We start from the raw sequence: 13,523 nt of genomic DNA on the forward strand, positions 1-13,523 counted from the left end.
GGCTTCCGGCAATCTACGCGGGGTCGGCGTTGCCGGGTTCCGACGTCAGTTGTTCCGCCGGCGCCGGGCGGCGCGGGAGGGCGCGCGCGAAGAAGGACGGCGGCACGAAGACCGCGATCGCCGCCGACAGCAGCACGCCCGGCACCAGGAACGGCAGCGCCGGCACGGTCACCGCCACGAACACCGTCATCCAGCTCTGCATCAGCGCGGTGCCGAGCAGCCCGCTGATCGGGGACCGGGCGAGCACCGCCGGCACGAGCGCCGGCGACAGCACCAGCGGGGAGCTGAGCCGCCGCCCCTCCTGGTGGCTCGAGGTGCGGGCCGGGGCCCGCTCGTCGGCGCCCGGTGGGGCGTCCTCGGTGACGGCCACGGGCGGAGTCCTCCGGCTGGTGTGCTCGCTCCCCGTGCGTACGCGGGGCGTACCGCTCGTGTTCAGGCAGTTGCTGGAACCACTCCTCTTCTTGGGGCAGTCTCTTCCCTCGTGGGGAGCGTTCCGTATCAAGGGGGGCCAGGCGGCCCGCACATGGTGGTGTGCGGGGACGACGGGCTGGCGCACCGGCTGGCCGCCGAGCTACGCGGGGTCTACGGCGAGCAGGTCACCCTGGTGGTGCCGCCGAGCGAACGCACCGCCAGGCCACCGGTGGTCGGGCGGCCGCGTGCCGCGTCGGTGCTGCTGGACCGGGTGAGCGCCGCGGTCGGCCGGGGCGGCGCACCGGCCGCGCCCACGGCGGCGCCGAACGCCGGCGCCGACGAACGCGTGCTGGAGGCCGCCGAGCTCACCGAGGCCGTGCTCGCCGAGGCCGGGGTGGAACGGGCCGCCGCGCTCGCCCTCGTCCACGACGACGACGAGACCAACATCCGCGCCGCGCTGACCGCCCGCCGGCTCAACCCCCGGCTGCGGCTCGTCCTGCGGCTCTACAACCGCCGGTTGGGCCAGCACATCGAGGAACTCCTCGATCAGGCGGCCGCATTGGCGTACCCGGACGACGACGGCGCCGAGGCGTCCACCACCGTGCTGTCCGACGCCGACACCGCCGCGCCCGCCCTGGCCGCCACCGCCGTCGCCGGCACCAGCAAGGTCGTCCAGACCGAGGGGCTGCTGCTGCGCGCCGTGGAACGCACACTGCCCGGCGAAGGGCAGGCCGCCGGCTCCGGGCTGTACGCGCTCGCCCTGCTGTCGAACGGCGGCACGGACCACGAGCCGCGGCTGCTGCCGGACGACGAGGAGGTGCGGCAGGCCGCCGGGCGGACGGCCGTGGTGCTGGAGCAGGTGTCCGCCGCCGGGGTCGAGTCGGCCGCGCCCGGCCGCGGGGTGGGTGGCGTACCGCCGCTCGCCTCGCTGTTCTCCCGGCGGCTGCGCTGGTCGCTGGCCGGTCTGGTGGGCTGTGTGGTCGCGCTGGCCGTCGCCTTGTGGGCGGTGACCCCGCGGCTGCATCCGCTGCGGGCCTTCTATCTCACCCTGCTCGACATGTTCGCCATCGACGACCCGGCCCTCACGGCGCCGCTCGGCCGCCAGTTGCTCCAACTCCTGTCCGGACTCGTCGGGTTGCTGCTGCTGCCGGTGCTGCTGGCCGCCGTCCTGGAGGCGCTGGGCACCTTCCGCTCCGCCTCCGCGCTGCGCAAGCCGCCCCGCGGTCTCGGCGGGCACGTGGTGCTGCTCGGGCTCGGCAAGATCGGCACCCGGGTGCTGGCCCGGCTGCGGGAGCTGAACGTCCCCGTCGTGTGCGTGGAGTCCGACCCCGAGGCTCGGGGCCTCGCGACCGCGCGGCGGCTGCGGGTGCCGGTGGTGCTCGGGGACATCACCCAGGAAGGGGTGCTGGAGTCCGCCAAGATCCAACGGGCGCAGGCGCTGCTCGCGGTGACCAGCGCCGACACCACCAACCTGGAGGCGGTGCTCTACGCCCGGACCGTACGGCCCGATCTGCGCGTGGTGCTGCGGCTGTACGACGACGACTTCGCGACCGCGGTGTACCGGACGCTGCGGACCGCGTACCCGGAGGCGCTGACCCGCAGCCGCAGCGTCACGCACCTGGCCGCGCCCGCGTTCGCCGGGGCGATGCTCGGCCGGCAGGTGCTGGGGGCGATTCCGGTGGAGCGCAGGGTGCTGGTGTTCGCCGCCGTGGATGTGGCCGGGCATCCTCAGCTGGAGGGGCGGACCGTGCGGGAGGCGTTCCGGGCCGGGTCCTGGCGGGTGCTGGCGCTGAAGGGCCGGACCGACACGCCCCCCGATCACGTGCTGGAGAAGGGGGACCGGGTGGTGGTGGCCGCAACCCGCCGAGGACTCGCGCAGTTGCGGTGACCCACCCGTCCGAGACGCTTCAGGAGGCGCCCAAGTGCCTTCTGGCGAAGTCCAGTTCCAGTCTCACCTGCTTGATCCGCTCGTCCATCACGAGCGACCCGTGGCCCGCGTCGTACCGGTACACCTCGTGGACCGCGCCGCGGCTCTCCAGGCGCTTGACGTAGTTGTCGATCTGGCGGATGGGACAGCGCGGGTCGTTGACGCCCGCCGAGATGTAGACCGGGGCCTTGACCCGGTCGACGTAGGTGAGCGGGGAGGACGCCTCAAAGCGCTCCGGGACCTCCTCCGGGGTGCCGCCCAGCAGGGTGCGGTCCATGGCCTTGAGGGCCTCCATCTCGTCGTGGTACGCGGTGACGTAGTCCGCGACGGGGACGACCGCGATGCCCACCGACCACGCCTCGGGCTGGGTGCCGAGGCCGAGCAGGGTGAGGTAGCCGCCCCAGGAGGCGCCGGTGAGGACCAGGCGGGCGGGGTCGGCGAGGCCGGAGGAGACCGCCCAGTCGCGCACCGCGGCCACGTCCTCCAGTTCGATCAGGCCGACCCGGTGCTTGAGGGCGTCGGTCCAGGCGCGGCCGTAGCCGGTGGAGCCGCGGTAGTTGACGCGGATCACCGCGTAGCCGTGGTCCACCCAGGCGGCCGGGCCCGCGGCGAAGGAGTCGCTGTCGTGCCAGGTCGGGCCGCCGTGCAGGTCGAAGACCGTCGGCAGGGGGCCGCTCGCGCCCGCGGGCCTCTGCACGAGGGCGTGGACGCGGCCGCCGGGGCCCTCCACCCACACGTCCTCCACCGGGACCGACGGCGGGCAGGCCATGCCCGGAGGGTCGAGGACGACGCCGCCCCGCGTCGAGCGCACCGCCGGGGGCTCGGCGGCCGACGACCACAGGTACTCCACGCTGCCGTCGGGGCGTGCCGTCGCGCCGGAGACCGAACCGGCCGGGGTGGGGATGCGGGTCAGCTTCCGCCCGGCCAGGTCGTAGCGGAACAGCTCGCTGCGGGCCTCGAAGCTGTGCGCGACGAGCAGGGCCGAGCCATCCGGATACCACTCGGCGCTCACGTCACCGGGCAGGTCCAGGGCGAGGTCGCTCTCCTCGCCGGTGGCCACGTCCCACACCAGCGGCTCCCAGCGGCCCCGGCGCTGGTGGCCGATGAGCAGGCGGGTGTCGCCGTCGACCGGGGCGAAGCCCAGCACCTCCAGGCCCAGCTCCTCGATGCCGCCCTTGGTGTCGTCCAGCTCGGCCACCTTCGTGCCGTCCGGGCGCAGCACGCGCAGCGCCGCGTGCATGGCGTCGCCGTGCTCGGTGTGCTCGATCGCGATCAGGGAGCCGTCGTGGGAGAGGTCGCCGACGCCGGCCGACTCGCGGTGCCGGTAGATCTCGACCGGGTCCGCGCCCTGGCGCGCGAGGTGGATCGTGGTGCCCTCGTCGTCCGTGGAGCGGCCGACGACCGCGGTGCGGCCGTCGCGGGCCAGGGCCAGCCCCGCAGGGTAGGAGGGAGCAAGGCCCGGGACGGCCGGCTCGTCCTCCCCTCCCTTGAAGGGCTGGCGGCGCCAGATGCCGAACTCGTCGCCGTCCTTGTCGTCGAACCACCAGATCCAGGCGCCGTCCGGGGAGAGCACGCCGTCCGTCGTGCCGTTCGGCCGGTGCGTCGCCTGCCGCTGCTCGTCCGTCGTGCGGTCCCAGGCGTACAGCTCGTACGTGCCCGTCGCGTTCGACACGAACAGGGAGCGGTCCGGCGCGTCCTCCGCCCAGTCGGGCAGCGAGACCCGCGGCGCCCGGAAGCGCCTCTCCCAGTCGGGCAGGTCCGGCGTGTGCTGTGTGTCCGGCGTGTCGCTCTCACTCATGGCCCCAGTCATGCGCCCATAGTGCCTGGCCGCGCCGACAATTGGGTGGCGGGTGTGCGTAACCTGTGGACAACTTTCCGATCATGAGCGCACCGGCCGCGCGCCTGCGGTGCCGCATCGGGCTCGACACCACCCGCGCACGCACCCCGCAGTTCCACGCGCCGAAGGCCGGCAAGGGCTGACCCTCGGTCGGGACGCCGGCACGGGCGCCGTACCGTGGAGGGCGTGTACCGGTTTCTGCTGACTCCGCGCTGGTGGGGCATCAACGTCTTCGTGCTGCTCGCCATCCCGTTCTGCATCTTCATGGGGTCCTGGCAGCTGAGCCGCTTCGAGGGGCGGGTGCACGACAGCCGGGCCGCGACCCGGCAGGCCGCCTCCGACCAGCAGGAGGCCGCCCGCCCGCTGGACTCGATGCTGCCCGTCGACAAGGCCACCTCGGGTCGCCGGGTCACCGCGAGCGGCCACTACGGCGCGCAGCTCCTGGTTCCGGGACGGCAGCTGGACGACAGGAACGGCTTCTACGTCCTGACCCTGCTGCGCACCGGCTCCGGCAAGGCGCTGCCCGTGGTGCGGGGCTGGCTGCCCGGCAGGGCGGACGCGGCGAAGGCGCCGGCCCCGCCCACCGGCGAGGTCACCGTCACCGGCGCGCTGCAGGCCTCCGAGACGCCCGGGGACGACGGGGTCAGCGCCCAGGGCGGGCTCCCCGCCGGGCAGACTTCCGTGATCAGCGCGGCGTCGCTGGTCAACCTGGTGCCGTACCGGCTGTACGACGCCTGGGTCACGCTGGACAAGGCGGACCCGGGGATGAAGGCCGTGCCCGCGACCGCGCCCGACGGCACCGGGCTCGACCTGAAGGCGTTCCAGAACCTCGGCTACACCGGCGAGTGGTTCGTCTTCGCCGGCTTCGTGGTGTTCATGTGGTTCCGGCTGCTCCGCCGGGAGGCGGAGGCCGTGCGGGACGCCGCGCTGGGCCTGGTGCCGGAGGAGTCGGAACCGGTGGCGGCGGCCGGCGGCTGAACCAGCGCCCCGAGGGGACGCCGAAGCCGCGCCCGCAGGCTCCGCAGGGGGCTACGCCCCTGCCAGCACCCCGGTGTAGTACACCGTCCCCGCGCACTGCCCCGGCACGACCGCCGTGACCGTCGGGGATCCCGGCTGGGCCGTGTGCGACACCACGACGCTGCCGTCGGCCGTGCCGTCCTCGGTGAGCAACTGGGGGGCGGCGGCGCCGGCCGAGCCGCCGTTGTCGGCCGCACCGGCGGAGGCGCTCGCGCCCTGGCTGGGCGTCGGGTCCGGCGTGGAGCCGCCGCTTTCCGAGCCGCCGCTCGCGCCGCCGCTGGTGGGGCACGTCTCGGAGGGCACGAAGGCGAACTTCTCCTCGTAGGCGGAGCCCGGCTGGAGGACCAGTCCGGAGACCTCCACGGAGGGGTCGGGCAGGGCGGTCGCCGCGTCCCCGGACGCGTGCCGGGTGGCGACCACCTTGGCCGGGTCCGCGGCGCCCTGCGCGGTGGCGCCGACGGTGCCCGTGCCGCCGACGGTGCAGGCGGTGGCGGAGACGTTGGTGACGCGGAAGGTGCCGTAGACCACGCCCGCGGAGTCCGGGGCGTCGGCGCTGCCGGTGGCGGAGCCCAGCTGGGTCGCCGTGCACAGCGGGGGGCCCGCGGGCGACGTGGCGGACGGGTCGGTGCCGCCGGTGGCGATGCCGCCGCTGCCGTTGCGGCCGTTCCCACCGGCCTTGCCGGGCTCCTTGCCGGGCTTGGCGGAGCTGCCGGCGCCGGTCCGGGCGCCCGCGTCGCCGCCCTTGCCCTTGCCCGCGCCGGTGCCGCCCTGGGCCTGCGAGGACTGTCCGGCCATGGCGGTGTTGGGGTCGGAGCCGCCGGAGTCCGAGACATGGACGAGCGCGGGGACGGCCGTGCCGAGGAACAGGGCGGCCGCGACCATGCCGACGGCCGCCTGCCGCTTGCGGGCGCGCCGGGCGGGGACGGCCCGGCGCAGGTGGTCCAGCGTGCCGGTACGCGGCTCGATGTCGTCGACCGCGGAGCGCAGCAGCCGGCGCAGGGCCTGCTCCTGCGCGCCGAGCCCGTCGAGGCCCGGGTCGAGTCCCTCGGTGCCCTTGTCGTCGGGGCCGTGGTTCACAGTTCCGTTCCCAGCGTGCGATGACGTGTGCTTGTACTGCTGCGCGCGTTCAGGTGGCCGCTCATGCCAACGCCTCCATGGCCACCCGCAGTGCGGCGATGCCCCGCGATCCGTACGCCTTCACCGAGCCCAGCGAGATGCCGAGGGTCTCGGCGACCTGGGCCTCGGTCATGTCGGCGAAGTAGCGCAGCACCAGGACCTCGCGCTGGCGGCGCTGCAGGCCCTTCATCGCCTTGATGAGGTCGCGGCGCTCCAGTTGGTCGTAGGCGCCCTCCTCCGCGCTCGCCATGTCCGGCATCGGCTTGGAGAGCAGCTTCAGGCCGAGGATGCGCCGGCGCAGCGTGGAGCGGGAGAGGTTGACGACCGTCTGCCGGAGGTAGGCGAGGGTCTTGTCGGGGTCCCGGACGCGCTTGCGGGCCGAGTGGACGCGGATGAAGGCCTCCTGGACGACGTCCTCGCAGGAGGCGGTGTCGTCGAGGAGGAGCGCGGCAAGGCCGAGCAGCGAGCGGTAGTGCGCCCGGTAGGTCTCGGTGAGGTGGTCGACGGTGGTGCCGGCGACCGCGGTCGCCGCGGCGTCCTCGGCTCCGTCACGCTGACTGGGTATGCGGGCGGGCCGCGCTGCGGGCATGGGCGCGATCACCGGCATGCCGCCGGGCGTACGGGGCCGGAGCGCCGCACGCGGCGACCGGAGGGCCGCTGTGCCGCGGACCGCAGTGAGTTCGAGTACCTCTGCCACGCCAGTTGGACACGTCTGCCCCCGTGAGGGTTGTACGTGCCGGGCATCACAAGTGCGACAGCCGGCCGTGCCTCAAGTGCCGTCATGCGTCAGCTCTTCCTCTGTGTCCGATATGGCCGGGCGTCCCCGGCCCGGCCGATCACGGCGCCCCCACGCCCCGAAGAGTGACCGCAAAGACGCTCCCCGCCCTCCGCGCGGTTGCGGAGGGCGGGGAGGAAAATCATCGGTTGCCCGGAGCGACTGTTCAAGTGGTTTGGACCATGCTCCCGGCCACACTTCCCTTACGGGGATCCTACAAAGCTCTTACCTGTGCTCCTCGGCGGCGGTCCACTCCTGCGCCACCAGCTCCGCGATCTGCGCGGTGTTCAGCGCCGCTCCCTTGCGCAAGTTGTCGCCGCACACGAAGAGTTCGAGCGCGGTCGGGTCGTCCAGCGCCCGCCGCACCCGGCCCACCCAGGTCGGGTCGGTGCCCACCACGTCGGCGGGGGTGGGGAACTCGCCGGCGGCCGGGTCGTCGCACAGCACCACACCGGGCGCCGTGGCGAGGATCTCACGGGCGCCGTCCACGCTGACCTCGCCCTGGAACCGGGCGTGCACGGTCAGCGAGTGCGTGGTGACGACCGGCACCCGCACACAGGTCACGGCGACCGGCAGCTGCGGCAGCCCGAGGATCTTGCGGGACTCGTCGCGGACCTTCATCTCCTCCGACGACCAGCCGTCCTCCGCCAGCGACCCGGCCCACGGGACGACGTTGAGCACGACCGGCTCCGGGAACGGCCCGGTGCTGTCCCCGACAGCCCGCCGCACGTCGCCCGGGCTGGTGCCCAGCTCGGTCCCGGCGACCAGGGACAGCTGGGCCCGGAGCGTCTCCACGCCGGCCCGCCCGGCGCCGCTGACCGCCTGGTACGACGACACCACCAGCTCGCGCAGCCCGAACTCGGCGTGCAGCGCGCCCAGGGCGACGATCATCGTCAGGGTCGTGCAGTTGGGGTTCGCGATGATCCCGCGCGGCCGGTTGCGCGCCGCGTGGGCGTTGACCTCGGGCACCACCAGGGGCACGTCCGGGTCCATCCGGAAGGCACCGGAGTTGTCGACGACGACCGCGCCGTGCGCCGCGGCGATCGGCGCCCACTCGGCCGCGACCGCGTCGGGAACGTCGAACATGGCGATGTCGACCCCGGCGAAGGCGTCCTCCGTCAGGGCCACCACCTCGACCTCCTCGCCGCGCACGGCCAGCTTGCGGCCGGCCGAGCGCGGGGAGGCGATCAGACGGATCTCGCCCCAGATGTCCGCGCGCTGGGACAGGATCCGGAGCATGACCGCGCCGACGGCTCCGGTCGCCCCCACGACCGCGAGCGTCGGCTTGCCGGTCGGCGCCATTACCGGCCCGTGCCCCCGTAGACCACGGCCTCGTCCGTGTCGGAGTCGAGCCCGAAGGCCGTGTGCACGGCGCGGACGGCCTCCGGCACGTCGTCCTTGCGGGTGACGACGGAGATGCGGATCTCGGAGGTGGAGATCAGCTCGATGTTCACGCCCGCGTCGGACAGCGCCTCGAAGAAGGAGGCGGTGACGCCCGGGTTGGTCTTCATGCCGGCGCCGACCAGCGAGATCTTGCCGATCTGGTCGTCGTAGCGCAGCGAGTCGAAGCCGATGCCGGAGCGGTTCTTCTCCAGCGCGTCGATCGCCTTGCGGCCCTCGGTCTTCGGGAGCGTGAAGGAGATGTCCGTCAGGCCGGTGGAGGCGGCGGACACGTTCTGCACGACCATGTCGATGTTGATCTCGGCATCGGCGATGGTCCGGAAGATCGCGGCGGCCTCGCCCGGCTTGTCCGGCACGCCGACGACCGTGATCTTGGCCTCGGAGGTGTCGTGCGCGACACCGGAGATGATGGCCTGCTCCACCTTCTTGTCCCCAATCGGCTCGCTGCTGACCCAGGTGCCCGGCAGCCCGCTGAAGCTGGACCGGACATGGATCGGGATGTTGTAGCGGCGGGCGTACTCCACGCAGCGGTGGAGCAGCACCTTCGAGCCGGAGGCCGCGAGCTCCAGCATGTCCTCGAAGGAGATCCAGTCGATCTTCTTCGCCTTCTTCACCACCCGCGGGTCGGCGGTGAACACGCCGTCGACGTCGGTGTAGATCTCGCAGACCCCGGCGTCGAGCGCGGCGGCCAGGGCCACGGCCGTCGTGTCGGAGCCGCCGCGGCCCAGCGTGGTGATGTCCTTCTTGTCGGCGCTGACGCCCTGGAACCCGGCCACGATGGCGATGTTGCCCTCGTCCAGAGCGGTCCTGATCCGCCCCGGCGTGACATCGATGATCCGGGCTTTGTTGTGGACCGAGTCGGTGATGACGCCCGCCTGGCTGCCGGTGAAGGACTGGGCCTCGTGACCCAGGTTTTTGATCGCCATCGCCAGCAGGGCCATGGAGATCCGCTCTCCGGCGGTCAGCAGCATGTCGAATTCCCGCCCGGCAGGCATCGGAGAGACCTGCTCGGCGAGATCGATCAGCTCGTCCGTCGTGTCGCCCATCGCGGAAACGACGACGACAACCTGGTTGCCGTTCTTCTTCGCTTCCACGATCCGCTTGGCGACGCGCTTGATGCCCTCGGCATCGGCTACGGAGGAGCCTCCGTACTTCTGCACGACAAGGCCCACGTGCGCTCCTCGCTCGGTTCGTTTGTGTCGGCTCAGTTTAACGAGCGTCCGAATTCCACCACCCTGCTCCCGCATGGTGAGACGTCGGGCCGCTTCGTTCCGGAAGGGCTCTTGCCCACCCTGCGGGGCGGCACGCGGAAAGTGCCCCGGGTCACAGAACACCCGCTTCCCTCACGGTTCAAACGCGGGGCCGGGAGCGGCATGACGCAAACGCCACTCGCGGGCGTTGCCCTGCTCGGCGCGAGCGTCCGGTGGCTCACCGGGATGGGCTTCGCCCTGGTGGCCGTACCGGCCCCGGTGCCGCTGCCCGTGCCGGGCTACCGGCCCTGCCGGATCCCGAGCGGTCCCCCGATCTCGCGCGCCATCACGCGGCCCGCCTCGAACTCCAGGGTCTCGTCGCCCATGGCGGGCTGGTCGGTGTCGAGACCGTCGAGCTCTTCGAGGGGCTGGTTGAGGCGGACGTGGATGAGGACCGACTGCAGGGCGCGCAGGACGGAGGAGGCGGTGGGGCCCCAGTTGGAGAAGTAGGAGAACTGCCACCACCACATGGCCTCGGTGGTGCGGCCCGAGCGGTAGTGGGCCATGCCGTGGCGCAGGTCGGTGAGGATGTCGGCGATGTCGTCGGAGATGCGGGCGGGCACCGGGGCCCGGCGGGGCTCGTACGGGTCGAAGACCTCGGAGTAGACGTCGACCGGTTCGAGGAGCCGGGCCAGGTTCTCGCGCAGCCCGTCCACGTCCGGCTCGGGGCCGAGGTCGGGCTCGTAGCGCTCCTCGGGGACGATGTCCTCGTGGGCGCCGAGGCGGCCGCCGGCCAGCAGGAGCTGGGAGATCTCCAGGAGGAGGAAGGGCACCGTCGAGCCGGGCTCGTCGCCTCGTGCCACCTCGGTGACGGCCACCAGGAAGCTCTCGACCTGGTCCGCGATCTGGACCGCGAAGTCGTCGGGATTCTGCGACGTGGCGTGCAGCGTGGCGTCAGACATCTAGGAGTCGTCTCCCCTCGAAGGCGCGGCCGAGAGTGACCTCGTCCGCGTATTCCAGGTCGCCACCCACCGGGAGGCCGCTGGCCAGGCGGGTGACCTTCAGGCCCATGGGCTTGATCATGCGGGCGAGGTAGGTGGCCGTCGCCTCGCCTTCGAGATTCGGGTCGGTGGCCAGGATCAGCTCCGTGACCGTCCCGTCGGCCAGCCGGGCGAGCAGTTCCCGGATCCGCAGGTCGTCGGGTCCCACGCCCTCGATCGGGCTGATCGCCCCGCCGAGCACGTGGTAGCGGCCCCGGAACTCACGGGTGCGCTCGATCGCGACGACGTCCTTCGGCTCCTCCACGACGCAGATGACCGACGGGTCGCGGCGCGGATCGCGGCAGATGTTGCACAGCTCCTCCTGCGCCACGTTGCCGCACGTGGCGCAGAACCGTACCTTCGCCTTGACCTCCAGGAGCGCCTGCGCGAGCCGCTTCACGTCCGTCGGCTCGGCCTGCAGGATGTGGAAGGCGATCCGCTGCGCGCTCTTGGGACCGACGCCGGGCAGCCGCCCCAGCTCGTCGATGAGGTCCTGGACCACGCCTTCGTACAACGGACTGCCCTTCCTGGAGACCTTTCGGTACGTACGCTAGTTGGCCCGGCCTCAGAAGGGCAGACCGGGGATGCCGGTGCCGCCGCCGAGACCCTGGGCCAGCGGGCCGAGCTTCTGCTGCTGGAGCGTCTGCGCGTTCTCGTTGGCCGCCTGCACGGCCGCCACGATCAGGTCGGCGAGGGTCTCGGTGTCCTCCGGGTCCACCGCCTTGGGGTCGATCCGCAGGGCGCGCAGTTCACCGGAACCGGTCACGGTGGCCTTCACCAGGCCGCCGCCCGCCTGCCCGTCGACCTCCGTGTTCGCCAGTTCCTCCTGCGCCCGCTGCAGGTCCTGCTGCATCTTCTGGGCCTGCTGGAGCAACTGCTGCATGTTGGGCTGGCCACCACCGGGGATCACGATCAGCTCCTCTACGTTCTTCTCCTTGTGCACGAGCCTACGTGGTCCTCGCGACCATCGCGCCGCCACTCTTTCGAGTGAGACAGGTGGCTGTCCTATACCTGATCAAGGCCCTCTTCCGGGCGGAAAAGCGGGGAAAGCCACGTCCCGGCCACCCATTGGGCGGTAGGAAGGGTGGCCGCGCGTCGGGATGGTGTGTCACGCAACGTGACGGTCGTGATCAGTAGGGAGTGCCGGGTGGGTCAGCCGGAGATGCAGCCCGAGGGTCCGCCTCAGGACGGGTGGGGCGAGGGTGCGGCCGGACTGCGGCCGGGCGATCTGACCGGGCGGGCCTTTCCGCTCGGGGACTGGGGGGAGCCCGCCGAGCGGCTCGACGAGCTGTACCGGTGGGTGGAGCACGGCGCACTGCGGACGGCGGACTGGTATCTGCGGGACCGGGTGTGGAAGCGGCGCGGGGCCCAGGTGCTGCGCTGCGGCGCGGCCGCCGGGGCGGTGACCGCGGCAGCGCTGCCGCTGCTGGACCTGACCGGGGCGGCCGGCGGGGTGGCGCCCTGGGGGTGCCTGGCGCTGCTGCTCGCGGTCGCCTGCGTCGGCGTCGACCGGTTCTTCGGGGTGACGTCCGGGTGGATGCGGGACGTGGCCACCGCGCAGGCGGTGCAGCGGCGGCTGCAGGCGCTGCAGTTCGACTGGGCGTCCGAGTGCGTCCGCGAGGTGCTGGGACCGGCGGAGGGCACCGCGAGCGAGGCCGCCGAGCGCTGTCTTGGCGTGCTGCGGCGCTTCTCGGAGGACGTGACGGAACTGGTGCGCACCGAGACCACCGACTGGATGGTGGAGTTCCGCACGGGCTCGGCCCCGCTGGGGATCCAGGCGGCGGTGGCGTACGTGCCGCGGCAGGAGGCGGGCGGCGCGGCGGGCCGCTTCCCGCTGCCGCCTGCCAACGGAACCCGCCCCAACATGCCCCGGCAGCGGCCACCGGAGCCCCGCTAGGGCCGCCCGGCGTTCACCGAGCCCGCCGCGCAAGGGAGTTGGCTGGCCCCTGCCCGCTCACCGCCTGCTGTAGGTGAGGCTCTCCCCGCCGTCCTGCGTGGCCCGCTTCAGCCGGCCGTCCGGCAGCAGGGTGATCTCGGTGGGGTCGCCCGGGGTGCAGGAGGAGGCGGGCCGGCCGCTGGTGACGGTGGACGGGCCGATCCTCAGCGGGCCGCCGGCGCCCGGGTCCTGGGTGAGCCTGGCCTCGAAGACGCAGTGGTACGACCCGCCGCCGGCGGTGGGCCCGTCGGCGACCAGCGTCAGCACGCTGTCCCCCACGGCGCCCTGCCGGATGGTCAGGACGCGGGTGTTGGTCCCGTTGGTGTTGTCGATCGTCGCGTTCCAGGTCCCCAGGTACCCGGACGGGACGATCCCGTCCGGGTCGCCGGTGGCGGAGGAGGCCGGCGGGGACGGGCTCGGGGTGGGCGCCGTGGAGCTCGCGGGCGGCGCGGAGGTGGCGGTGGGCGCGGGACCGACCGTGCCGGCGCCCTTGTCTCCGCCGCCCCGGTTCATCAGCGCGTACACCGTGCCGCCCGCGCCCAGCGCGGCGACCAGCGCGATCACGACGAGCAGCGCGGTCGACCGCCCGTGGCGTTGCTCGGGCTCCGGCGGCGCACCGAACGGCGCCGGCCCGTAGGGAGGCGTGGGGCCCAGAGCGCCACCGGCGTACGGATTGCCGCCGTACTGGTGGGACGGCTGCGGGGGGCCGTAGGCCGGCGGGGGCTGAGGGTGCTGCTGGGCCCGCTGCTGCGGATACCCGTACGCCCCGGGCGCCGCCGGCCCGAACCCCGCGGCGGTGGACGCCGCGTGCGGCGGAACCTGTCCCGACACCTCGGTCGGCCGATAGCCGCCGGCCACGCCCGCGCCGGGCGC

12 protein-coding genes and 1 pseudogene are annotated in these 13,523 nt (G+C 73.3%); 3 read left to right on the forward strand and 10 right to left on the reverse strand.

Annotation, left to right across the window (positions count from 1 at the left end):
• Positions 1-13: 13 nt before the first annotated feature.
• Entirely contained in the window at positions 14-370 is a 357-nt protein-coding gene (locus ACLU3S_RS05135) for a hypothetical protein (RefSeq protein ID WP_413950514.1), read from the reverse strand.
• A gap of 153 nt (positions 371-523) precedes the next feature.
• Here ACLU3S_RS05135 and ACLU3S_RS05140 point away from each other — a divergent pair, with 153 nt between their 5' ends.
• Positions 524-2,299, forward strand: coding sequence for an NAD-binding protein (locus ACLU3S_RS05140; protein ID WP_413950515.1), 1,776 nt, complete (start codon positions 524-526; stop codon positions 2,297-2,299).
• A gap of 19 nt (positions 2,300-2,318) precedes the next feature.
• Here ACLU3S_RS05140 and ACLU3S_RS05145 read toward each other — a convergent pair whose 3' ends face one another.
• Positions 2,319-4,136 (reverse strand): prolyl oligopeptidase family serine peptidase, encoded by a 1,818-nt coding sequence (locus ACLU3S_RS05145; RefSeq protein WP_413950516.1) that lies wholly within the window; start codon positions 4,134-4,136, stop codon positions 2,319-2,321.
• 225 nt (positions 4,137-4,361) lie between these two features.
• On the opposite strand from ACLU3S_RS05145, the gene ACLU3S_RS05150 reads away from it, so the two are divergent.
• Positions 4,362-5,153, forward strand: coding sequence for an SURF1 family protein (locus tag ACLU3S_RS05150; protein WP_413950517.1), 792 nt, complete (start codon positions 4,362-4,364; stop codon positions 5,151-5,153).
• 51 nt (positions 5,154-5,204) lie between these two features.
• On the opposite strand, the gene ACLU3S_RS05155 is transcribed toward ACLU3S_RS05150, so the two are convergent.
• The 7 genes from ACLU3S_RS05155 to ACLU3S_RS05185 all read right to left on the reverse strand — a co-directional run bounded on the left by ACLU3S_RS05155 (position 5,205) and on the right by ACLU3S_RS05185 (position 11,624).
• Positions 5,205-6,269 carry a hypothetical protein gene (locus ACLU3S_RS05155; RefSeq protein ID WP_413950518.1) on the reverse strand — a complete coding sequence of 355 codons (1,065 nt, stop codon included), beginning with the start codon at positions 6,267-6,269 and terminating at the stop codon, positions 5,205-5,207.
• 61 nt (positions 6,270-6,330) lie between these two features.
• The gene (locus ACLU3S_RS05160) at positions 6,331-7,005 is read right to left on the reverse strand and encodes a SigE family RNA polymerase sigma factor (RefSeq protein WP_413950519.1); all 675 of its coding nucleotides are present in this window, start codon (positions 7,003-7,005) and stop codon (positions 6,331-6,333) included.
• A gap of 303 nt (positions 7,006-7,308) precedes the next feature.
• A complete protein-coding gene (locus ACLU3S_RS05165; RefSeq protein ID WP_413950520.1) occupies positions 7,309-8,385 on the reverse strand; it encodes an aspartate-semialdehyde dehydrogenase in 1,077 nt (358 codons plus the stop codon).
• On the reverse strand, positions 8,385-9,656 hold the full coding sequence (locus tag ACLU3S_RS05170) for an aspartate kinase (protein ID WP_413950521.1): 1,272 nt from the start codon (positions 9,654-9,656) through the stop codon (positions 8,385-8,387). The genes ACLU3S_RS05165 and ACLU3S_RS05170 overlap by 1 nt, the downstream gene beginning before the upstream one ends.
• Positions 9,657-9,973: 317 nt before the next feature.
• Positions 9,974-10,636, reverse strand: coding sequence for a DUF5063 domain-containing protein (locus ACLU3S_RS05175; protein ID WP_413950522.1), 663 nt, complete (start codon positions 10,634-10,636; stop codon positions 9,974-9,976).
• Positions 10,629-11,228, reverse strand: coding sequence for a recombination mediator RecR (gene recR / locus ACLU3S_RS05180; RefSeq protein WP_031164801.1), 600 nt, complete (start codon positions 11,226-11,228; stop codon positions 10,629-10,631). Before recR ends, ACLU3S_RS05175 begins: the two co-directional genes overlap by 8 nt.
• Positions 11,229-11,279: 51 nt before the next feature.
• Positions 11,280-11,624 (reverse strand): YbaB/EbfC family nucleoid-associated protein, encoded by a 345-nt coding sequence (locus ACLU3S_RS05185; protein WP_413950527.1) that lies wholly within the window; start codon positions 11,622-11,624, stop codon positions 11,280-11,282.
• A gap of 237 nt (positions 11,625-11,861) precedes the next feature.
• Between ACLU3S_RS05185 and ACLU3S_RS05190 the strand changes: the two genes are divergently transcribed.
• Positions 11,862-12,611: an SLATT domain-containing protein gene (locus tag ACLU3S_RS05190; RefSeq protein ID WP_413950523.1), complete on the forward strand. Its 750-nt coding sequence runs from the start codon at positions 11,862-11,864 to the stop codon at positions 12,609-12,611.
• Between the two features lie 57 nt (positions 12,612-12,668).
• On the opposite strand, the pseudogene ACLU3S_RS05195 reads toward ACLU3S_RS05190, so the two are convergent.
• Positions 12,669-13,523 (reverse strand): annotated as a pseudogene (locus ACLU3S_RS05195) (serine/threonine protein kinase); the annotation flags it as partial.

Origin of the sequence: Streptomyces sp. AF1A (assembly GCF_047340315.1) — a bacterium.
In the GTDB taxonomy this organism is placed as follows: domain Bacteria; phylum Actinomycetota; class Actinomycetes; order Streptomycetales; family Streptomycetaceae; genus Streptomyces.